The sequence below is a fragment of the Amycolatopsis sp. DG1A-15b genome (genome assembly GCF_030285645.1).
Classification (GTDB): Bacteria; Actinomycetota; Actinomycetes; order Mycobacteriales; family Pseudonocardiaceae; genus Amycolatopsis.
The window spans coordinates 3,479,061-3,500,287 of the sequence record NZ_CP127296.1 but is presented as its reverse complement, the minus strand read 5'-3'; the positions used below and the strand labels follow the sequence as shown (position 1 = coordinate 3,500,287).

At 73.8% G+C, this 21,227-nt stretch carries 15 protein-coding genes and 1 tRNA gene; 12 read left to right on the top strand and 4 right to left on the bottom strand.

The genetic code is table 11. The features are described from left to right. Position 1 precedes the first annotated feature (1 nt). From QRY02_RS15830 to QRY02_RS15805, 6 genes are all read left to right on the top strand, one after another. On the top strand, positions 2-2,989 hold the full coding sequence (locus QRY02_RS15830) for a non-ribosomal peptide synthetase (protein ID WP_285992280.1): 2,988 nt from the start codon (positions 2-4) through the stop codon (positions 2,987-2,989). Then, positions 2,986-8,385 (top strand): non-ribosomal peptide synthetase/MFS transporter, encoded by a 5,400-nt coding sequence (locus QRY02_RS15825; RefSeq protein ID WP_285992279.1) that lies wholly within the window; start codon positions 2,986-2,988, stop codon positions 8,383-8,385. Before QRY02_RS15830 ends, QRY02_RS15825 begins: the two co-directional genes overlap by 4 nt. Before the next feature lie 73 nt (positions 8,386-8,458). After that, a complete protein-coding gene (locus tag QRY02_RS15820; RefSeq protein WP_285992278.1) occupies positions 8,459-9,721 on the top strand; it encodes an ATP-grasp domain-containing protein in 1,263 nt (420 codons plus the stop codon). Next, the gene (locus QRY02_RS15815) at positions 9,718-10,980 is read left to right on the top strand and encodes an ATP-grasp domain-containing protein (RefSeq protein ID WP_285992277.1); all 1,263 of its coding nucleotides are present in this window, start codon (positions 9,718-9,720) and stop codon (positions 10,978-10,980) included. The genes QRY02_RS15820 and QRY02_RS15815 overlap by 4 nt, the downstream gene beginning before the upstream one ends. Then, on the top strand, positions 10,977-11,918 hold the full coding sequence (locus QRY02_RS15810) for a TauD/TfdA family dioxygenase (protein ID WP_285992276.1): 942 nt from the start codon (positions 10,977-10,979) through the stop codon (positions 11,916-11,918). The genes QRY02_RS15815 and QRY02_RS15810 overlap by 4 nt, the downstream gene beginning before the upstream one ends. Next, complete coding sequence (locus QRY02_RS15805; protein WP_285992275.1) at positions 11,915-12,529, top strand: NAD(P)H-dependent oxidoreductase; 615 nt, start codon at positions 11,915-11,917, stop codon at positions 12,527-12,529. Before QRY02_RS15810 ends, QRY02_RS15805 begins: the two co-directional genes overlap by 4 nt. Here QRY02_RS15805 and bla read toward each other — a convergent pair. After that, a complete protein-coding gene (gene bla / locus QRY02_RS15800; protein WP_285992274.1) occupies positions 12,526-13,428 on the bottom strand; it encodes a class A beta-lactamase in 903 nt (300 codons plus the stop codon). The two genes, QRY02_RS15805 and bla, sit on opposite strands and share 4 nt — an antisense overlap. A gap of 110 nt (positions 13,429-13,538) precedes the next feature. Between bla and QRY02_RS15795 the strand changes: the two genes are divergently transcribed. Both QRY02_RS15795 and QRY02_RS15790 read left to right on the top strand, forming a co-directional pair. Next, on the top strand, positions 13,539-14,408 hold the full coding sequence (locus QRY02_RS15795; protein ID WP_285992273.1) for a LysR family transcriptional regulator: 870 nt from the start codon (positions 13,539-13,541) through the stop codon (positions 14,406-14,408). Continuing rightward, positions 14,405-15,304 carry a serine hydrolase gene (locus tag QRY02_RS15790; RefSeq protein WP_285993847.1) on the top strand — a complete coding sequence of 300 codons (900 nt, stop codon included), beginning with the start codon at positions 14,405-14,407 and terminating at the stop codon, positions 15,302-15,304. The genes QRY02_RS15795 and QRY02_RS15790 overlap by 4 nt, the downstream gene beginning before the upstream one ends. Before the next feature lie 584 nt (positions 15,305-15,888). On the opposite strand, the gene QRY02_RS15785 is transcribed toward QRY02_RS15790, so the two are convergent. Continuing rightward, on the bottom strand, positions 15,889-16,455 hold the full coding sequence (locus QRY02_RS15785; protein ID WP_285992272.1) for a cysteine hydrolase family protein: 567 nt from the start codon (positions 16,453-16,455) through the stop codon (positions 15,889-15,891). Positions 16,456-16,508: 53 nt separating this feature from the next. Here QRY02_RS15785 and QRY02_RS15780 point away from each other — a divergent pair, with 53 nt between their 5' ends. Then, positions 16,509-16,799 carry a hypothetical protein gene (locus QRY02_RS15780; RefSeq protein ID WP_285992271.1) on the top strand — a complete coding sequence of 97 codons (291 nt, stop codon included), beginning with the start codon at positions 16,509-16,511 and terminating at the stop codon, positions 16,797-16,799. On the opposite strand, the gene QRY02_RS15775 is transcribed toward QRY02_RS15780, so the two are convergent. Together QRY02_RS15775 and selD are read right to left on the bottom strand one after the other, a co-directional pair. Then, positions 16,792-17,007, bottom strand: a complete 216-nt coding sequence (locus tag QRY02_RS15775; protein WP_103340712.1) for a DUF2795 domain-containing protein — start codon at positions 17,005-17,007, stop codon at positions 16,792-16,794. The genes QRY02_RS15780 and QRY02_RS15775 overlap by 8 nt on opposite strands. Before the next feature lie 58 nt (positions 17,008-17,065). Then, positions 17,066-18,058: a selenide, water dikinase SelD gene (selD, locus tag QRY02_RS15770; RefSeq protein ID WP_285992270.1), complete on the bottom strand. Its 993-nt coding sequence runs from the start codon at positions 18,056-18,058 to the stop codon at positions 17,066-17,068. A 53-nt stretch (positions 18,059-18,111) separates the two neighbouring features. On the opposite strand from selD, the gene QRY02_RS15765 reads away from it, so the two are divergent. The 3 genes from QRY02_RS15765 (at position 18,112) to QRY02_RS15755 (ending at position 21,204) form a co-directional block, all read left to right on the top strand. After that, positions 18,112-18,206, top strand: a tRNA-Sec gene (locus QRY02_RS15765). Beyond that, positions 18,206-19,489, top strand: a complete 1,284-nt coding sequence (selA, locus tag QRY02_RS15760) for an L-seryl-tRNA(Sec) selenium transferase (RefSeq protein WP_285992269.1) — start codon at positions 18,206-18,208, stop codon at positions 19,487-19,489. Before QRY02_RS15765 ends, selA begins: the two co-directional genes overlap by 1 nt. Then, positions 19,480-21,204, top strand: a complete 1,725-nt coding sequence (locus QRY02_RS15755) for a SelB domain-containing protein (RefSeq protein WP_285992268.1) — start codon at positions 19,480-19,482, stop codon at positions 21,202-21,204. The genes selA and QRY02_RS15755 overlap by 10 nt, the downstream gene beginning before the upstream one ends. The last annotated feature ends 23 nt before the right edge of the window (positions 21,205-21,227 follow it).

Sequence of the window (21,227 nt, the reverse complement as noted above, 5' to 3'; positions counted from 1 at the left end):
CATGACCGACACGAAGGAATGGACGTTCCCCGCCTCGTTCGGGCAGGAGCGGATCTGGCTGTCGAACCAGCTCGACCCGGCGTCCCCGGTGTACAACCTCCCCTGCCAGGTGCGGCAGGACCTCCCGCTCACGGAAGGACAGTGGCGGGCCGCGCTGGGCGTGGTCGTCGGGCGTCACGAAGCCCTGCGGACGGCGTTCCGGATGGACGGCGCCGACCTCGTCCAGGTGGTGCACGCCGACGTCCCGATCGACCCGGAAGTGCACGACCTGCGCGAGTTCCCCGACCGCGAAACGCGGGCGGCCGAGCTGGCCGAGGCGATCGCCCGCCGTCCGATCCCCCTGGACGCGGCGCCGCCGTGGCGGGCGCAGCTGGTCCGGCTCGGTGACGCGGACTGGCTGCTCACCTTCGTCGTGCACCACACCGTGTTCGACGCCGGCTCCGTGCTCGTGCTGGCGAGCGAGCTGAACGAAGCCTGCAACGCGGCTGCGGAGGGCCGGCTGCCGAAGCTGCCCGAGCTCGCCATCCAGTACCCCGACTACTCGGCCTGGCAGCGCGGCCGGCTCCCGGACGTCCGGGCCCAGCTGGACTACTGGCGCGAACGGCTCGCCGGGCTCCCGCCGGTGCACAGCCTGCCCACCGACCGGCCGCGGCCCGCGGAGTTCGGGTTCGCCGGTGACCAGGTCGACTTCACCCTGCCCGACGGCGTCCTCGACCGCGTCGGCGAGGTCGGCCGGGAGCTGTCGGCGTCGCCGTTCATGGTGCTGCTGGCCGCCTACACGGCGTTGCTGTCCCGGCTGTCCGGCTCGGCCGACATCGTCGTGGGCGTGCCGGTCGCCGGCCGGGACCTGCCGGAGCTGGCGCCGCTGATCGGGATGTTCGTCAACCAGCTCGCCATCCGCGTCGGCTGCGACTGCGAGCTGCCGTTCGCCGATCTGGTGGGCCGGGTCCGGACCGCGGTGCTGGACGCCATCGAGCACGGCCAGGTGCCGTTCCAGCTGGTCGCCGACGCGGTCCGCCCGGAGCGGGACGGGAGCGTGCAGGCGGTCTACCAGCTCGGCTTCAACTTCATCCCCGACTCGGGCATCGAACCGGTCCGCTACGCGACCGCCAAGGACGACGTCGCGATCGACCTGACCGCCACCGGCGGCCGGCTGCTCTACCGCACCGACCTGTTCGACCGGGCCACCGCGGAATCCCTGGTGGAGCGGTACCTCCGGGTGCTGACGGCCGCGGTCGCGGACCCGGCCGTCGCGGTGGCGGACCTGCCGCTGCTGTCGGACGCCGAACGCGTCCAGGTCCTGGAAGAGTGGAGTGGTTCGTCCACAGAGGACGCTCCGCTGGTCGTCGAACGCTTCGAAGACCAGGTGCGGGCGACGCCGGACGCGATCGCCGTCGACCTCGGCGGGGTCCGGCTGACCTACGCCGAGCTGAACGCGCGGGCCAACCGCGTCGCGCACCGCCTCGGCAGTGGCGGCGTGGCCGGGGTGTGCGCGCCGAACTCGGCCGAACTGGTCGTGGGCATCCTCGGCGCGCTCAAGGGCGGCGCCGCCTACGTGCCTCTGGATCCGGCGAACCCGGCCCCGCGGCAGGCGCTGATCCTCGCCGACGCGGGGGCGCGTGTGGTGCTCACCGCGGGGGACGTGACCCTCGATGCGGAGACCCTCGACCTGGGTGATCCGGCTCCCTGGGCGGACTCCTCCGAGGAGAACCCCGCGCGGCCGGGCCCGGACGACATCGCCTACGTCATCTACACGTCCGGCTCGACCGGGCGGCCGAAGGGCGTCGAGGTCGGCCACCGCGCCCTCGCGACCTACCTCGGCTGGGCGCGGGAGGCCTACCCGAGCCTGGCGGGCCGTGCGCTGCTGCACACGTCGGCGTCGTTCGACCTGACGGTGACCACGCTGCTGGGCCCGCTCACCGCGGGCGGGTCCATTGTGGACGCCGGACGCCCGGACTTCGTCAAGGCGACGCCGACCCACCTCGCCGTGCTCCCGGAGGAGTCGTACCCGACCGGCGACCTGGTCGTCGGGGGCGAAGCACTGATGGGCGAAGCCGTGCGGCCGTTCTCCGGGATCGCCGTCACCAACGAATACGGCCCGACCGAGGCGACGGTCGGCTGCATCGCCCACCGGCTGGACGGCCCGGTCGACGGACCCGTGCCGATCGGCCGCCCGATCCCCGGCACCCGCGCCTACGTCCTCGACGAGCGGCTGCGGCCGGTTCCACCGGGAGTCGCCGGGCAGCTGTTCCTCGCCGGGGCGCAGCTCGCGCACGGCTACCTCGGGCTGCCCGAACTCACCGCCGAACGGTTCCCGGAGGGCCCCTTCGGCCGGATGTACGCGACCGGCGACCTCGCGCGCCGGCGTCGCGACGGCACCCTCGAATACCTCGGCCGGACCGACGACCAGGTCAAGCTGCGCGGGTTCCGGATCGAGCCGGGGGAGGTGGAAGCCGCCCTGCGGGAGCTGCCGGACATCCGGGACGCGGCGGTCGCCGTCCGCGAAGGGACGCTCGTCGGGTACGTCGTCGGCAGCGCGGACGGCGCGGCCGACGCCCTGCGGGCCACCCTGCCGGAGTACCTGGTGCCCACGGTGTTCGTCACGCTGGACGCGCTGCCGGTCGCGGCGAGCGGCAAGCTCGACCGGGCCGCCCTGCCGGACCCGCAGCTCGGCGGCGGCACGGAGTACGTGGCCCCGGGCACCGCCGCCGAGGAGCTGGTCGCCGAGGTCCTCGGCGAGCTCCTGGGCGTGGAGAAGCTCGGCGTGCACGACGACTTCTTCGCCCACGGCGGCAACTCGCTCCTGGCGATCCGGGCGATGGTCCGGATCCGCAAGCAGGTCGGCGTCGACCTGCCGGTCCGCGGGCTGTTCTCGTTCACCACGGTGGCCGAGCTCGCCGCCGAGGTCGAGCGCCGCCTGGAAGCGGACCTCGACCAGCTCAGCGACGAAGAGGTCCGTGCCCAGCTGGCCGAAGGCGGGCCGGCGTGACGACGATCGACGAAACCGGCCGCGCGGCCGCCCGCCGCGCGTTGCTGGAACAGCGGCTGCGGCGGCGCGTGGAACCGGCCTCGACCATCACCGCGCGACCGGACGGCGACCCCGTCCCGCTGTCCTACCAGCAAGAACGCGTCTGGTTCATGGAGCAGTTCGCGCCGGGCACCACGTCGTACCACATCCCGGTGCCGATCCGGCTCACCGGCCGCCTCGACACCGCAGTGCTGCAGGCGGCGCTCGACGCCCTCCCGGCCCGGCACGAGGCGCTGCGGATGCGGTTCCCGGCCGGGGACGACGGGCAGCCGTCCGTCCACGTCGGAGCGGTCACCGCCGTGCCCTTGTCCATTGTGGACGCAGGCAGCGAGGAAGCGGCCCGGGCGGCGGTCGACGCCGCCGCGGCCGAGCCGTTCGACCTGGCCACCGGGCCGCTCCTGCGGGCCACCCTGGCGCGCATCTCCGACGACGAGCACCTCCTGGCCGTGTGCACGCACCACATCGTCGGCGACGGCTGGTCGGTCGACCTGCTCCTGCGCGACCTCGCGGCGCACTACCACGGCACGGCGGCCGCCCTGCCCGCCCTGCCGATCGGGTACGGCGACTTCGCGCACTGGCAGCGCCGGACGCTGACCGGGGCCGAACTCGACCGGCAGCTCGACCACTGGCGGGCCGCGCTCGACGGCGTCGAACCCCTGGAGCTGCCGACGGATCACCCGCGGCCGGCGACCCAGACGTTCGACGGCGCGATCCACGAGTTCTTCGTCGAGAAGGACCTCGCCCGTGCTCTCGGCGCGCTGAGCCGCGAACACGGCGTCACGCTGTTCATGACGCTGCTGGCCGCCTACCAGGTCCTCCTGGCGCGGTACTCGGGGCAGGAGGACTTCGCCGTCGGGTCGTCGTCGGCCGGGCGCGGGCTGCCCGAGCTCGAAGGCGTCGTCGGCATGTTCATCAACATGCTGCCGCTGCGCGCCCAGCTGGCCGGCGACCCCACCTTCGCCGAGCTCCTGGCCCGGACCCGCCGGCACGTGCTCGACGCGTTCGAGCACGCCGACGTCCCGTTCGAACGGCTGGTCAACGCCCTCGGCGTGCCGCGGGACGTCAGCCGATCGCCGGTGTTCCAGGCGATGTTCGTGCTGCAGAACTACGAGATGGGCCGGATGGGCGCGGCAGGCAAGTCCGCGGTCGACTTCCGCTGGCTGCCGATGGACCTGCCCGCCACCCGGTTCGACTTCGAGTTCCACGCGATCGAAGTCGAATCCGGGCTGATCGGCAAGTTCGTGCACAACACCGCCCTGTTCGGCGCGGAGACCGTCGCGGGCATGGCCGGGCGCCTGGTCACGCTGCTGCGGTCGATCGTCGCCGACGCCACGCGGCCGGTGTCCGAACTGGACCTCCTGGGCGACCAGCGGGACCTGGTCCTCGACCGGTGGAACGACACCGCGGGCGAGATCCCGCCGGGCACACTGCACTCGCTCGTCGAGACCCAGGCCGCCCGCACCCCGGACGCACCCGCGGTCACCTTCCGCGGGCAGTCGCTGTCCTACCGGGAGCTGGACGAGCGGGCCAACCGGCTCGCCCACCGCCTGCGCGAACTCGGTGTCGGACCGGGCACCCCGGCCGGCGTCTTCGCGCAGCGGTCGTTCGAACTGGTCGTCGCGCTGCTCGGGGTGCTCAAGGCCGGAGGCGCGTACGTGCCGCTCGACCCGGAGTACCCGGCGGACCGGCTCGCCTTCATGCTCGAAGACGCGGCCGCGCCGGTCGTGCTGACCCAGGCCGCCCTGCGCGAGACCCTCCCGCCGGGGGACGCCACTGTCGTCGTCCTCGACGAGCTGACCGGGCCGGGTGTGCCCGTGGAACCCCTGGCGAGCGCGGACGATCCCGCGTACGTCATCTACACCTCCGGCTCCACCGGGCGGCCGAAGGGCGTGCCGAACGGTCACCGCGGCATCGTCAACCGCCTCGACTGGATGCAGCGCGAATACGGCCTCGACGGCTCGGACGCGGTGCTGCAGAAGACGCCGGCGAGCTTCGACGTCTCGGTGTGGGAGTTCTTCTGGCCGCTGATCACCGGCGCGCGGCTCGTGCTGGCCGAACCCGGCGGCCACAAGGACGCGGCGTACCTGCGGGAACTGCTCGTCAGCGAAGGGATCACGACCGCGCACTTCGTGCCCTCGATGCTGAGCTTGTTCCTCGCGGAGCCGGGCATCGAGTCGGTGACGGCGCTGCGGCGGGTCGTCTGCAGCGGTGAGGAACTGCCCCTGGACACCGCGCGCGAGTTCGTCCGGCGCTTGCCGCACTGCGAACTGCACAACCTCTACGGGCCGACCGAAGCCGCGATCGACGTCACCGCCTGGCACTGCACGCCCGAAGCACTGGCCCGGGTCGCGTCCGTGCCGATCGGGGCGCCGATCCGCAACCTGCGGATCTACCTCCTCGACCGGCGCGGCAACCCGTGCCCGGTGGGCGTGCCCGGCGAACTGCACATCGCCGGGGCCGGGCTGGCGCTGGGCTACCACAACCGGCCGGAACTGACGGCCGAGCGGTTCGTCGCGGATCCGTTCCACGGCGGCCGGATGTACCGCACCGGCGACCTCGCGCACTGGCGGCCCGACGGCACGATCGCGTTCCTCGGCCGGCTCGACCACCAGGTCAAGCTTCGGGGCCTGCGCATCGAGCTCGGCGAGATCGAGGCCCGCCTACGGGAGCAGCCCGGCGTGACCGACGCGGTCGTGCTCGTCCGCGAGGACACGCCGGGGGACAAGCGGCTGGTCGGGTACGTCGTCGGCGCCGCGGACGCGGGCGCGCTGCGGACCGCGTTGAAGGAGACGCTGCCGGACTACATGGTCCCGCCGTCGTTCGTCACCCTCGACGCACTGCCGCTGACGCCGAACGGGAAGCTCGACCGCAAGGCGCTACCCGCCCCGGTCGCGGCCCGCGACGCCACCACGGCCCTGGTCGAACCGTCCGGGCCCCTGGAGGTGCTGCTCGCCGAAATCTGGCGGGACGTGCTCAAGGTCGACGAACTCGGCGTCGGCGACGACTTCTTCGACCTCGGCGGGCATTCGATGCTCGCCACCCAGGTCGTCGCGCGGATCGCGAAAGCCGGGCACCAGGCCGGCGTGATGGACCTGTTCCAGCACCGCACGATTTGCGAGCTGGCGGTGTTCCTGGCCGGCGACCGCGACGACTCGGGCCACCTGCTGTACGAGCTGACCAAGCCGGTCGCGAAGCCGACGCTCACCTACGTCTGCTTCCCCTACGGCGGCGGCAGCGCGATCGTCTACCAGCCCCTCGCGGACGCGCTGCCCAGCGGGTATTCGCTGTTCTCGGTGGCGATCCCCGGCCACGACGTCGGGCTCTCCGAAGAAGCCGTGCCCTTCGACGAACTGGTCGAACGGCTGGCGGACGAGGTCCTCGAACGCATCGACGGCCCCCTGGCCATCTACGGCCACTGCGGCGTCGGCAACGCCCTGGCCGTCGGCGTCGCCCGGCGCCTGGAAGAGCGTGGCCGCGAACTGGAAGTCGTCCACATCGGCGCGATCTTCCCGTTCGCGCGGATCAAGGGTGCGGTCGGGACACTGCGCACGCGGCTGGAGAAGCTGCGCAGCAACCGGTACTACGCGAACTGGCTCAAAGGCATGGGCGTCGACACCGACGACCTCGACCCGGCCCAGGCCGACCGGATCATCAGCAACATGCGCGCCGACAGCCGCGCCGCCGAGGAGTACTTCAGCGGCCTGCTCGACGCCCGCGTCGCCAAGCTGCGCGCGCCGATCGTCTCGGTCGTCGGCTCGGAGGACCCGGTCACCGACTACTACGCCGAGCGCTACCGCGAGTGGGAGTTCCTCACCGACCACACCGCGCTCGTGGTGCTCGACCAGGCCGGGCACTTCTTCCTCCGCTACCGCGCGGAGGAGCTGGCGGAGATCCTCACCCGGGTGTACCCGGCCCTCGACGAACCCGGAGACCTGCACGTCTCGGCCCGGGGAGAGGACGCCGGCTGGGCCGTGCACGACACCCACCGGGCCACCGTGGACGAAAAGCCCGCGGTGCCGCCGAGCATGGCCCGGTTCGTCACGGTCACCGTCGGCCAGCTGGTCTCCTCGACCGGCTCGGCGCTGACGTCGTTCGCGGTGCCGATCTGGCTCTACACGAAGACCGGCTCGGTCACCGACCTCGGCCTGCTCTGGGCGCTGGCCCTGCTGTGCGGGGTGCTGGTGCTGCCGGTGGCGGGCGCGCTGGTCGACCGCGGCGACCGGCGCAAGATCATGATCGCGGCCAGCGCGATCGCCGGCGTCATCCAGCTCGCGCTGGCGCTCCTGCTGACCGCGGGGAACCTGCAGCTGTGGTTCCTCTACGTGCTGATCCCGCTCGGGTCGGTCGCCGGGTCGATCCAGCGGATCGCCTACCAGTCGTCGGTGGCGCAGCTGGTGCCGAAGCAGTACCTCGGCCACGCGATGGGCCTCGCCCAGCTGTCCAACGGCTTCGCGCAGCTGCTGATGCCGGTGATCGCGGCCGGGCTGCTGGCGGCGATCCAGCTGTCCGGGATCCTGGTCCTCGACATGGCGAGCTACCTGTTCGCCGTCGTCAGCCTGCTGTTCGTCCGGTTCCCCGACCTGCTGGGCTGGCGCCCGCGCGAGCCGCTGCTGACGGCGATCGCGGGCGGGCTGAAGTACTCGTGGAACCACCGCGGCTTCCGCACCATGCTGCTGTACTTCGCGCTGGCCAACGTCTTCCTGGCCCCCGCGCTGGTGCTTGTCTCGCCGCTGGTGCTGTCGTTCGGCACGGTCACCGACGTCGCCCAGGTCGCGCTGGCCGAGGCGGTCGGCGCGGTCGCCGGCGGCATCGGCATGGCGCTGTGGGGCGGTCCGCGCAAGCGGCGGATGGTCGGGGTCCTGTTCGGCAACGTCGGCATCGCGCTCGGCAGCCTGGTGATGGGCCTGCGCCCGTCGCTGGTCGTCGTCGCGGCCGGCGTGTTCCTGCTGGCCGCCGCGATGGCCGTCTCGCAGGGCATCTACGCGACGCTGGTGCAGGTCAAGGTGCCGCAGCGCTACCACGGCCGGGTGTTCGCGATCAACCAGACGATCACCTGGTCCACACTGCCGATCGGGTTCGCGGTGCTGGCGCCGCTGGCCGTCGGCTGGTTCTCGCCGCTGCTCGCGCCGGGCGGGGCGCTGTCCGGTTCGGCCGGGGCGGTGCTCGGCACCGGCGAAGGCCGTGGCGTCGGGCTCGCCTACGTCGTCTACGCGCTGATCCTGCTGCTGATCAACGCCGGCGGGTTCAGCGTGCGGCTGCTGCGCCGGTTCGACACCGAAGTCCCCGATTCGCTGCCGGACGACCTCGTCGGCGCCCAGGAACGGGAGCGGAAGCTCGCCGGAAAGGAGGCCACGTGACCGAGCCTGCGAGGTCACCATTCAACACAGCAGCGCCGCTCGCGGCGCCGCCGAGCGCCAGCGAGGAGGCGGCGTGAGCACCGTGGTGCTGATCAGGGAGGCCCGCGGGCACTGGGTCGGCGAGGTCGCCGCGGCGGTGCACGCGGCCGGGCACCGCGCGGTGCTGCTGGCGCCGCCGGTCGACGACGCCGAGCGCGCGTCGCTCGCCGCGCTGGTGGACGAAGTGGTCGCGGTCGACGACGTCTACGACGCCGAAGCCGTCGCCGCGAAGATCCGGTCGGCTTTCGGAGCGCCCGCGGCCGTGCTGACCGGTTCGGACGGGGCCATCGCGAGCACCGCCCGGGTCGCCGAGCTGCTCGGGGTCGCGCGGTGCCCGGCGTCGGTGTTCGCGGTGTGCGCGGACAAGTTCGCCGTCCGGGCCGCCCTCGCCGCGGCCGGGCTGCCCGGGCCCGAGGCCGCGCTGATCTCGTCGGCTTCCGAAGCGGCTTCGGTGGCGGAGCGGGTCGGGCTCCCGGCGATCGTCAAGCCGGTGAACGGTGCCGGCAGCAACCTGGTGCGCATGGTGTCCACTGTGGACGAGCTGGCGGCCGCCTGCGAGCTGCTGGCGGCTCGCCTGCCCGAGTCGGCCGACCCGCGCTACCACCGGCCGCTGGGGACGCTGGACCCGTCGGCGACCTTCCTGGCCGAGAGCTTCCTGAACGGCCCGGAGTACGCGGTGGACGTGCTGATCCGCGACGGCGTCGCCGAGCCGATCGAGATCCTCGACAAGCCGCTGATCGACGAGCGCAAGTTCGAGCTGGCCCTGTCCTGCCCGCCGGCCGGCCTCTCCGCCGAGCGGGCGGCACTGGTCACGGCGGCGGCGTCCGACGCGGTGCGCGCGCTGGGCCTGGACAACACGGTCGCGCACGTCGAGGTGATCGACGACGAGCGGCGCGGCCCGACGATCGTCGAGGTCAACGCGGGCCGCCCGGCGGGCTCGATCATGCCGCTGCTGGCCAAGCTGCGCACCGGCATCGACGTGTTCGCCGAGCTGACCGCGCTCGCCCTGGGCGCGCCGCCGCCCGCGCGGGAACCGGCGAAACTGCCGATTCCCCTGGCGATGCTGATCCTCTACGCGTCCGGCTCCGGCACCTTGCGGAGCATCGGCGGTCTCGACGAGGTCGCCGCGCTGCCGGAGGTCGTCGACGTCGTCACGACGGTTTCGCCCGGCCAGGTGCTCACCGACGAGCAGGAGACGTACGCGGTCAACCTCGTCGTCGCCGGGTTCGCCGATCACGACGATCTCGCGGCTTTGCACGCCGAAGCGAGCAAGCTGATCCGGCTGGAGGTTTCGTGAAGACCGCGTTCATCGTGCGGGAGACGCGCGGGCACTGGATCGGGGACTTCGCGGCCGCCGTCCGGGCGTCCGGGTGGCGGGCCGAACTCGTCACCGAGCCCCTGGACGACGCCGAGCGGGCCGCGCTGGGCCCGCTCGTGGACGGGTTCGTCGTCGTCGAGGACGTCCGGGACGTCGCCGCCGTCGCCGGCGCGCTCCGGGACCGGGAACCCGCCGCGGTGCTGACCGCGGCGGAGGGGATCATCGCGAGCACCGCCCAGGTGGCCGAGCTGCTCGGGGTCGCGCGGTGCCCGGCGTCGGTGTTCACCTTGGCGCACAACAAGTTCGCCGTCCGGGAGCGGCTCGCCGAAGCGGGGCTGCCGGGCCCGCGTTGCGCATTGTTCGCCGACCCGGCCGGGGCCGCGACGATCGCGGAGCGGGTCGGGCTCCCGGCGATCGTCAAGCCGGTGAACGGTGCCGCCAGCACCCTGGTCCGCACGGTGTCCACTGTGGACGAACTGGTGGCCGCCTATGAGGTGCTGGCCGCCCGGCTGCCGGAGAACGCGGACGCGCGCTACCACCGCCTGCTGCCCGGAGGCATCGATCCGCTGCGCGTGTTCCTCGTCGAGGGCCGGCTCGACGGACCGGAGTACGCGGTGGACGTGCTGGTCCGCGCCGGGGCGGCGGAGACCGTCACGGTGGTCGGCAAACCGCTGATCGACGAGCGCAAGTTCGAGCTCGGTATGGTCTGCCCGCCGTTCGGGCTGTCCGCACGGGGCGCGGAGGCGATCCGCTCGGCCGCGTCCGCCGCGGTGCTCGCCCTCGGGCTCGACCAGACGGTCGCGCACGTCGAGGTGATCGACGACGCGGAGCTCGGGCCGGTGGTCGTCGAGGTCAACGCCGGCCGTCCGGCCGGGGGAGCGCAGCCCGCACTGCTGAAGCTCGCCACCGGCATCGACGTCACCGCCGAAGCCGTCTCCCTCGCCCTCGGTACGCCACCGCCCGCGCGGGGCACCGGGCTGCCGGTGCCGGTCGGGTACCTGGTCGTCTACGCCGAAGGGACCGGGCGGCTGGTGCGCGTCGAAGGCACCGGCGAGGTCGCGGACCTGGCGGAGGTCCTCGACGTCGTCACCATCGTTTCGCCCGGCCAAGTGCTCACCGACGACCAGGAGATCTACGCCGTCAACGTCCTCGTCGCCGGCTTCGCCGACGCGGACGACCTGGCCGCGCTGCACGCCGAGGCCACCAAGCTCGTCCGATTCGAACTGGAGGAAGCATGACCGCTGTGACATCCGGGACTTCGCCGGCGCAGCTGCAGGGCAACGAGCACACCCGGATCGCCGTCTTCCCGGCCGCGGACTTCGCGGCCGTGGAGGCGCACCTGCCGCGGCTGCAGGACCACCTGCGCGACCACGGCGCGATCCTGCTGCGCGGGCTGCCCGCCGACCTCGACCTGTTCAACACCGTCACCGAGGCGATCGGCGGGGCGCTGCTCACCTACACCGAACGGTCGACGCCGCGCTCGGCGGTGGCGGGCAACATCTACACCTCGACCGAGTACCCGCCCGCCGAGTCGATCCCGATGCACAACGAGAACTCCTACTCGGCGAGCTGGCCGGCGCGGCTGTTCTTCCTGTGCGACACCGCCGCGGAAACCGGTGGGGCGACACCGATCGCGGACAGCCGGGCGATGTTCCGGCTGTTGCCCGAAGACCTGCGGGAGCGGTTCGCGGGCGGCGTCACCTACACCCGCGCGTTCCGCGAAGGGCTCGGGCTGACCTGGCAGGAGGCGTTCCAGACCGAGGACCGCGCGGCCGTCGAGGACTACTGCGCGAGCCACGGCCAGACGCATCAATGGACCGAGGAAGGGCTGCGCACGCGGCACGTCCGGCCGTCCTTCGTGGAAGAGCCGCACACCGGGGACACCGTGTGGTTCAACCAGGCCAACCTCTTCCACGTCTCCAGCCTCGGCGAAGAGGTCAGCGAGGCGCTGCTGGAGCTGTACCCGGAGGAGGATCTGCCGCGCAACGCCTACTTCGCCGACGGCAGCCCGATCCCGGTCGCGGACATCGAAAAGATCCGCGAGGTCTACGACGAAGTCAGTTACGCGTTCCCGTGGCAGGCTGGTGACATCATGGTGATCAACAACGTGCTGATGGCCCACGGCCGCGAGCCGTTCACCGGCAAGCGGCGCATCCTGGTGGCGATGACGGGATGACCGCACCGGTGGTGGTGCTGCTCGCCCACCCGCGTCCGGGCAGCTTCAACCACGCGCTCGCCGCGCGGGTGGCCGCCGCGCTGGAGCGGGCCGGGGTGCCGGTGCGGTTCCACGACCTGTACGCCGAAGGCTTCGACCCGGTCCTGACCGCGGAAGAGGCCTACACCAGCGGGACCCGGGCGGAGGAGTTCCTCGCCGCCGAACCGGACCCGCTGGTGCGGCGGCACCGGGAAGAAGTGGGTACCGCGGGCGGCCTCGTCGCGATTCACCCGAACTGGTGGGGCAAGCCGCCGGCGATCCTCAGCGGCTGGCTCGACCGGATCCTCGTCCCCGGCGTGGCCTACCGGCTCGACGACGCCGGCGGCGCCCCCGAGTCACTGCTGTCCCTGCGGCGGCTGCTGGTGGTCAACACGTCGGACACCCCGGAGGAGCGGGAGCGGACGCTGTTCGGCGACCCCCTGGACGCGATCTGGCGGCGCTGCCTCGCGCCGTACCTCGGCGAGCCCGAGGTGCGGCGGATGGTGCTGCGGGTGGTGGCCGACACCGACGCGGCTCAGCGGGCCGCGTGGCTCGACGACGTCGAAGCGGAGGTGCAGCGGCTCTTCGGTTAGCTCGCCTTCAGCGCGTCGAAGACCAGCTCGGCCGCCTGCGCGATGAGCCGGTCGTCGTGGTCGGCGTTCTCGGCCTGGCGGCTGGACATGATCGCCAGGACGATCGGTGCCCGCCCCGGCGGCCAGACGACCGCGATGTCGTTGCGCGTGGCGTATTCGCCGGTGCCGGTCTTGTCGGCGACGGCCCACCCGGCCGGCGTACCCGCCCGGATCACGGTCGCGCCGGTCTTGTTCGCGCGCATCATGTCCGTGTAGATGGTCCGCTTCTCCGGCGCCAGCGCGTCGCCGAGGGCGAAGGTGCGCAGGGTGCCGGCCATCGCGCGCGGGGTGCTCGTGTCGCGGAGGTCGCCCGGCGCGAGGTCGTTGAGCGCGGGTTCGGTCCGGTCGACGTGGGTGGTCGTGTCGCCGATCGCGCGCAGCGCGGCGGCGAGTCCCGGCGGCCCGCCGAGTTCCCGGAACAGCAGGTTCGCCGCGGTGTTGTCGCTGTAGCGCAACGCCGCGTCGATCGCGTCGCGCAGCGTGATGCCGGTGCCGACGTGCTTTTCCGTGACGGGGGAGTTCTCCTGCAGGTCGGCCCGGCTGTAGGTCAGCACCTTCGCGAGGTCTTCGATGCCGGTGCGCTGGAGGACGGCCGCGGCGGAGAACGCCTTGTGCGCCGAGGCGTAGCCGAAGCGCTCGTCGGCGCGGTGGGCGATTTCGCGGCCGGAGCCGGTGTCGAGGGCGTACACGCCGAGGCGGGCGTCGAAGCTGCGTTCGAGCGGGGCGAAGTCCGGCTGCGGCGTCGCGGCCGGGGTCGCCGCCGGTGCCGGTGCGGGCTTCGGTGCTTCCGCCGTGCAGGCGGTCAGCGGGACGAGGAGCAGCGCGGCGAGCGCGGCCCACCTGGCTCGGGGGAACGGCACGAAGACTTCCTTCCGGTTTCTTGATCGTCCTCCGCAGTCTCACGACGTTCGTTCATGCTGTCCAAGACGGAACTGTGCGGTTCGATGCCGATCCGGCATAAGATGAGGTCGTGGACCTGGTCGGCGGCTGCAGGGCGTTCGTGAGCGTGAGCGAAACGGGGAGTTTCACGGCGGGCGCGGCGCTCGCGCGGATCCCGCAGCCGGTCGCCAGCCGGCGCATCGCCGCGCTCGAACGGCACTTCGGGGAGCGGCTCTTCGACCGCTCGACCCGCCGGGCGCGGCTCACGCCGTTCGGCCGGGACGTGCTGCCCTCGGCCCGCCGGCTGGTGCAGCTGGCCGAGGCGATGGAACACGACGCGAAGCAGGCCCGGCTGCGGCCGGTGCGGGTGGCCGTACCGGCGACGTGCGGGGTGCGGGAGCTCGCCGCGCTCGCCGCCGAAGCGCGGGCGCAGGAGATCCACCTCGAGTTCCGCGCGGCGGGGCCGGGGGAGCGGGCCGAGCTCGTCCGCACGAACGAGGTGCGGGCCGCGCTCACGGCGGTCCCGGCCGGGGAAGCCGTGTGGTCGGTGCCGCTGGGGGTCGCCGGCGTGGCGCCCCTGCCGAGCCGGGTCGTGCACCTGGAGACGCTGCGGGTGGGCCGGTCCGCCGGCGTGCGGCGCCGGGTCTGGATCCAGCCGGAGGACGACGTCCCGCACGTCCGCGACGGGGTGCTGCGCGTGCGGGACGCGGTGGGGCTGTCCCCCGCCCAGGTGGCGGTGGCCGATTCGCTGACGTCGGCGGCCGCGGAGGTGTTCGCGTCCGAAGACCTGCTGCTGTGCTCGGTGGCGCAGGCGGAGGACCTGGGGCTGTCCTGGCGCCCGATCGGCGAGCTGGAGCCGGCCCGCGGCTTCGGCGTCACGGCGGCACTGGCCGAGGACGCGGACCGGCTCCGGACGACGTTGCGCGCGGCGGTCGGCCGGTGCCTCGGCGCCGCCCGGTGACCGCCTCGCTGGTCCGCGACCTGCGGGCGGCACTGGACGCGGGCGGCCTGCGCGGCTCGTTCCTGGTCCGCGACCTGCGGTCGGGCGCCGAACTCGGCATCGACCCGGACCGCGAGTACCCGATCGCCTCCCTGGTCAAGGTTCCCCTGGCGGCGGTCACCCTGGACCGCATCCGCCGGGGCGAGCTCGACGCGGCCACCCAGCTGGAGGTACCACCCGGCGGCGTCACCACCCCCGGCCCGATCGGCCTGACCCGCTTCCGCCACCCGGCTCGCGTGGCCGTCGGCGACTTGGTGTACTTGAGCACGTCCCTGAGCGACGGGACGGCCGCGGACGTCCTGTTCGGACTGACGCCGCCGCCGGAGATCACGCGGGTGCTGGGGGAGTGGGGCATTCCCGGGATCGCGGTGCGCCACCTCATGCGCGACCTGGTGCGGACCCCGGCCGAGCGGTTCGACGCGGGCGAGGCGGACTTGGCCCACGCGCTGGCCATCGGCGCGTCGACGGCGGGCCAGGGCCACCGCCTCCCCCAGCTCGACGTCACGCGCGCGAACTCGGCGTCGGCCCGCGCGCTGCTCTCGCTGCTGGAAGCGCTGTGGACACCATCGAAGATCGACCCGGCGGTGGCCGGCGGCGTGCGCGAGCTGATGGCGAACAACATGATCCGCCACCGGTTGACCCCCGAGTTCGCCTCCGACGCGGCCCGGTGGTCGTCGAAGACGGGAACACTGCTGAACATGCGGCACGAGATGGGCGTGGTCGAGCACGCGGACGGCGGGGTGTTCGCGGTGGTGGCGCTGACGGAGTCGAGGGTGCCGGCGGCGATCCAGCCGGAGGCGGAGGTCTTGATGACCCGGGTGGCCCGAGCCCTGCGCGACGAGCTGCGCGGACGCTGAGAAAGCATCCAGGGCCGGCGGTGATCATCGCGGGGCCGGCCGACGCATCGCCGCCCGAGCGCTCTCATCCCTCGGGCGCGACCCCGCCGACCGACCGCGCCCGTAGCTGCCACGCGCCGAGTCCTTGGGTGCGACCCGGCCGCCCGGCCTCCGGTGCGACCCGTAGCCGCGGACCGAGCGCGCCACGGCGCAGCCCCGCCGCCCGGCCTTCGGCGCAACCCTGCCCGCCCGGCCGCGCCCGTAGCTGCCACGCGCCCAGTCCTTGGGTGCGACCCTGCTGCCCGGCCTCCGGCACGACCCCGCCGGCCGAGCGCGCCCCGGCGCCGCCGAGCGTTCAGCCCTCGGGCGCACCCCGCCGCCCGACCGCGCCCTGTAGCCGCCGACCGCCCGGCCTCCGGCGCGACCCTGCCGCCCGACCGCGCCCGTATCGCCGACCGTCCAGCCTCGGCGCGACCCCAGCCGACCGACCGCGCCCGTAGCCGCCGACCGGCCAGCCCCGGCGCGACCCCAGCCGACCGACCGCGCCCATAGCCGCCGACCGTCCAGCCTCGGCGCGACCCCGCCGCCCGGCCGGAAGCCGCCGGTCAGGCTGGTGTCTTCACCCCGAACTCCACCTCGGCCGTCTCCACCGTTCCGGCCGTGCGGCCCGGTGCGGTCTGGTACTTCCAGTACAGGTTCGTGTGCGCGATGACCTGCCCGGGCGGCGGCGCCCCGTAAGCCGTCAGGTCCTCCGTCGAGTGCGCGTCCGCCACCAGCGCCACGTCGTAACCCCGGGCGAGCGCGCCGTGCAGCGTTGAGCGGATGCACGCGTCCGTCTGCGCCCCGGCCACCACCAGCGACCCCACGCCCCGGGCCGCCAGCACCTCCTCGAGGTCGGTGTCCTCGAACGAGTCGCCGTACTCCTTGTGCACCAGGGGTTCCCCCTCCGCGCGCACCAGCTCCGGCACGTACTCCCACGTCCGGCTTCCGCGCGGCAGCTCCTCGCTGGTGTGCTGCACCCACACCACCTCGGTGCCGGCGGCGCGGGCGCGGTCCACCAGCGTGATGATGTTGGCCAGCACGGTTTCGCGCTCGTGTGCCGTCTCCATCACGCCGTTCTGCACGTCGACGACGAGCAGGGCGGTGTGCGGACGGCCGGTCAGTGTGGTCATGGCGTCACCCTAACCACCGGCACCGACAATTTCCGCGAAGTAGCATGCCCGGCATGGACTACGGGATGCTCTTGCTCGGTGTCGTCTTGCTGGTCGCGGTCGTCGGACTGGCGTCGTCCGCCACCGACCGCAAGCTCGGCCGGGTCGACCGCCGCCTCGCGCGGGTGGAGCGGAAGCTCGACGCGATCGCCGACCGGCTCGGCGTGTCCACCGGGGAGCCGGAGCTGCCCGAGGTGACCGCGTTGCTGCGGCAGGGCAAGAAGATCCAGGCGATCAAGGCCTACCGCGACAGCACCGGCGCCGACCTCAAGGAGGCCCGCGACGCCGTGGAACGGCTCACCTAGGTGCCCCGCCGATGTGCTTGGCGGACACCGCTTCCCACACCGCGTCGAAGTCGTCGTACCGGTCGCTGTCCGGCAGCCCGCCGAGCGAGCCCAGCACCGAGTCACCGCCGCCCGCCGCGGCTGCCCGGCGCAGGAGCTCGTCGCGGCCGCAGGGGTACTCGGTCTCGGACAGGTGCTGCTCGAGGCTGGTCCGGTCCGGAGCGGGCATCGCACACCTCCTGATCGTTCTCCTGACCCGGCGTACCCGTGGCGGCCGGGAAGGAAACTCAGCCCACGACGATCGTGTGCTCCGAGCGCGGTTCCAGGGACCCGATCACCGGGTGGCCCGGCAGTTCCCCGGCGACCAGCAGGCCGCCGGACGTCTGCGCGTCGGCCAGCAACAGCGCCTCCTCCGGCGAGATGCGGGACAGGTCGGCGTGCGGGCGGACCCAGTCGAGGTTCCGGCGGGTGCCGCCGCTCACGTACCCGTCGCGCAGCGCCTCCCGCGCGCCCTCGAGGTACGGCACCGCCGCCGGGTCCAGCCGGGCCGTCACGCCGCTCGCGCGCGCCAGCTTGTGCAGGTGCCCCAGCAGGCCGAACCCCGTCACGTCGGTGGCGCACACGGCCCCGGCGGCCAGCGCGGCCCGGGCCGCGGGAGCGTTCAGCGTCGTCATCGCGTCGATGGCCTGCGAAAACCGTTCGCCGGTGGCCTTGTGCCGCGAATTGAGCACGCCGATGCCGAGCGGCTTGGTCAACGTCAGCGGCACGCCGGCCCGGCCCGCGTCGTTGCGCAGCAGCCGCGCGGGGTCCGCGATGCCGGTCACCGCGAGCCCGTACTTCGGCTCCGGGTCGTCGATGCTGTGCCCCCCGGCCAGGTGACACCCCGCCTCGGCACAGACGTCGAGGCCGCCGCGCAGGACCTCCGCGGCCAGCTCGAACGGCAGCGTCTCCCGTGGCCAGCCGAGCAGGTTCACCGCCACCACCGGCGTGCCGCCCATGGCGTAGACGTCGGACAGCGCGTTGGCGGCGGCGATCCGGCCCCAGTCGTAGGCGTCGTCGACGACCGGGGTGAAGAAGTCCGTGGTGGCGATGAGCGCGGTGTCGCCGGAGATCCGGACCGCGGCCGCGTCGTCGCCGGTGTCCAGGCCGACGAGCAGCTCGCCCGGGGGATCGACGGGTACGGCGCCGGTCAGGCCGGCCACGGCCGCTTCCAGTTCGCCGGGCGGGATCTTGCACGCGCACCCGCCGCCGTGCGCGTACTGCGTCAGTCGGTAACCCACCGGTTCATCGTGCCCCCCGGGCGCGAACTTGGCAGGATGGCCCCATGGTGCAGGGAGGCGTATCCGGCCTGGTGACCGGCGCGGTCTTCAAAACCGTCGAACGGCAGGTTCTGCCGCTGGCGGGTTCGATTCCCGTCCGCCTCCGCCATGCCTGACCCGCGCCGCGCGATCCCGCGGACCGACGCGGTCCTGGCCGAGCCCCGGATCGCCAAGGCTGCCGGATCGCTCGGCCGGGACCTGGTCAAAGCGGTGGTCAACGACGTCCAGCAGGCGGTGCGGGCGGGGGAGATCGCCCCCGGCGACGTCGTCGACACCGTGCTGGCCCGGCTCCCGGCGAGCGCGTCCTCGCTGCGGCCGGTGATCAACGCGACCGGCGTCGTCGTGCACACCAACCTCGGCCGCGCGCCCCTGTCGGCGGCCGCGCGCGACGCCGTCGTCGCGGCCGGTGGCGCCACCGACGTCGAATTCGACCTCGCGACCGGCGAGCGGGCCCGGCGCGGCCGCGGCGCTCTCGCGGCGTTGCGAGCGGCCGTGCCGGACGCCGGTGCGGTGCACGTGGTCAACAACAACGCGGCGGCCCTGCTGCTCTGCGCGCTCGCGCTGGCCCCGGGCCGGGAGATCGTCGTCAGCCGGGGTGAGCTGGTCGAGATCGGCGACGGCTTCCGGATCCCGGACCTGCTGGAATCGGCCGGCGCGCGGCTGCGCGAGGTCGGGACCACGAACCGGACGTCGATCCGGGACTACGCCGCGGCGATCGGCCCGGACACCGGGTTCGTGCTCAAGGTCCACCCGTCGAACTACCGCGTCACCGGGTTCACCGCGGAAGCGGCGCTGGGCGAGCTGGCCGGGCTCGGCGTGCCCCTGGTCGCCGACATCGGCTCCGGCCTGCTGAGCCCGCACCCGCTGCTGCCGGACGAACCGGACGCGGCGAGCGCGCTGCGGGCGGGCGCCACGATCGTCACCGCGAGCGGGGACAAGCTGCTCGGCGGCCCGCAGGCCGGCCTGCTGTTCGGCGACGCGGACGTCGTCGAACGGCTGCGGCGGCACCCGGCCGCCCGGGCCCTGCGCGTCGACAAGCTCACCCTCGCCGCCCTCGAAGCGACACTGCGCGGGCCGGAATCCCCGGTGCGCGTCGCGCTCGACATGTCCGTCGCGAGCTTGCGAGAACGAGCCGAAGCGCTGGTCAAGGCCCTCGAGAACGCCGATGCCCAGGTGGTCGCGTCGGTCGCGGCCGTCGGCGGCGGGGGAGCGCCGGGCGTCGAGCTGCCCAGCGTCGCGGTGAGCCTGCCCGCCCGGTACGCGGCCGCGTTGCGCACGGGCGAGCCCGCCGTGGCCGGCCGCGTCGTCAAGGACCGCTGCCTGCTCGACCTGCGGACCGTGCCCCCGGAAGAGGACGCGAAGCTGCGGGAAGCCGTCCGCCGATGCGGGTGATCGTCACCGCCGGGCACGTCGACCACGGGAAGTCCACGCTCGTGCGGCGGCTGACCGGGATGGAACCGGACCGGTGGGCCGAGGAACGCCGTCGCGGCCTCACCATCGACCTCGGCTTCGCGTGGACCCGGATCGGCGCCGAGGACGTCGCGTTCGTGGACGTGCCGGGCCACGAGCGGTTCGTGCCGAACATGCTCGCCGGCGCCGGGCCGGCCCCGGCGGTGCTGTTCGTCGTCGCCGCGGACGAGGGCTGGATGCCGCAGTCGGCCGAGCACCTGGCGGCCCTGGACGCGTTCGGCGTCCGCCGTGGGCTCCTGGTCGTCACCAAGGCCGACCGCGCCGACCCGGCCGCCGCGACGGCCGTCGCGCTCCGGGAGATCGCCGCGACGTCGCTCGGGGCCGTCCCGAGCGTCGCCGTCAGCGGCACCACGGGCGCGGGCCTGGCCGGCCTGCGCACGGCGATCGGGGAGCTCACCGCCGGCCTGCCGGTGCCCGATCCGGACGCCGACGTGCGGCTGTGGATCGACCGGGCCTTCACGGTTTCGGGGGCCGGCACGGTCGTCACGGGCACGCTGGCCGCCGGCACGATCGCCACCGGCGACGAGTTCGCGCTGGGGCCGGCGCGGGTGAAGGTCCGCGCCCTGCAGGCGCTGGGCGAACCCCGCGACCGGGTCGAAGCCGTGGCCAGGGTCGCGGTGAACCTGCGCGGCACCGCCCGGGGCGACGTCCGCCGCGGCGACGTCCTGCTCACGCCGGGCCGGTGGCGCACCACGGCCGAGTTCGACGTCCGGCTGCGCGGCGCGGCCGCCGCCGACCTGCACCGGGAACTGGTGCTGCACCTGGGCACGGCGGCGGTGCCGGTACGGGTCCGTCCACTCGGGACGGACACCGCGCGGCTCACCACGGCCACCGCCCTGCCGCTGCGCACCGGCGACCGCGGCCTGCTGCGCGATCCCGGCGAGCACCGGATCGCCGCCGGGTTCGACGTCCTCGACGTCGACCCGCCCGCCCTGTCCCGCCGCGGCGCGGCGCGGGCCCGCGGCCGCGAGCTGGCCGAACCCGACCTCGCCCGGATTTACTTGCGCCGCAAGGGTTTCGTCCGCACGGAGGACTTCACGGCGATGGGCCTGCGCTCGACGGGGGAGCGGCTGGGCGAGTGGTGCGCGGACGAGGAGCGGCTCGCGGCGTCGCGTACGCAGGCGGCCTCGGTGGTGGGAGCGTGGGACAGCACGGCCGCGGGCGTGCCGGTCGAAGCGTTGCGGCAGCGGCTCGGACTGCCCGCCCCGGAGCTGGTCGTCCCCGTGCTGCGGGGCACCGGTTTCGAGGTGGCGGGCGGCCTGGTCCGCCGTCCCGGCGCCGGGCTCGTCCCCGCCGTCGAGAAGGCCCTCGAAGTGGTCGCCGAGCGGCTCGCCGAGCACCCGTTCCGCGCGCCCGAGGCGGACGAGCTGCGAGCACTGGGCCTCGGCCGGCGCGAACTGGCGGCGTCGGTCCGCCTCGGCCGGTTGACGGCGGTCGCCGAAGGAGTGGTGCTCGGCCCGGACGTGGAAGAGCGAGCCGTGGAGGAGCTGCGCCGGCTGCCCCAGCCGTTCACGGTTTCGGCGGCTCGCAAGGCACTCGACAGCACCCGCCGGGTGATGATCCCGCTGCTGGAGCGCCTGGACGCGGCGGGCCGGACCGAATCCCTCGGCGACGGCACCCGCCGCACGACCGGCTAGGGTGCTCGGTTTCCGTCCGCCTG

What these genes read in the sequence shown, in the direction of transcription:
- QRY02_RS15830 (WP_285992280.1), top strand. Translation starts at nt 2, where the DNA reads ATGACCGACACGAAGGAATGGACGTTCCCCGCCTCGTTCGGGCAGGAG.
- QRY02_RS15810 (WP_285992276.1), top strand. Translation starts at nt 10,977, where the DNA reads ATGACCGCTGTGACATCCGGGACTTCGCCGGCGCAGCTGCAGGGCAAC.
- QRY02_RS15805 (WP_285992275.1), top strand. Translation starts at nt 11,915, where the DNA reads ATGACCGCACCGGTGGTGGTGCTGCTCGCCCACCCGCGTCCGGGCAGC.
- QRY02_RS15785 (WP_285992272.1), bottom strand. Translation starts at nt 16,455, where the DNA reads ATGACCACACTGACCGGCCGTCCGCACACCGCCCTGCTCGTCGTCGAC.
- QRY02_RS15780 (WP_285992271.1), top strand. Translation starts at nt 16,509, where the DNA reads ATGGACTACGGGATGCTCTTGCTCGGTGTCGTCTTGCTGGTCGCGGTC.
- QRY02_RS15775 (WP_103340712.1), bottom strand. Translation starts at nt 17,007, where the DNA reads ATGCCCGCTCCGGACCGGACCAGCCTCGAGCAGCACCTGTCCGAGACC.
- selA (WP_285992269.1), top strand. Translation starts at nt 18,206, where the DNA reads ATGCCTGACCCGCGCCGCGCGATCCCGCGGACCGACGCGGTCCTGGCC.
- QRY02_RS15755 (WP_285992268.1), top strand. Translation starts at nt 19,480, where the DNA reads ATGCGGGTGATCGTCACCGCCGGGCACGTCGACCACGGGAAGTCCACG.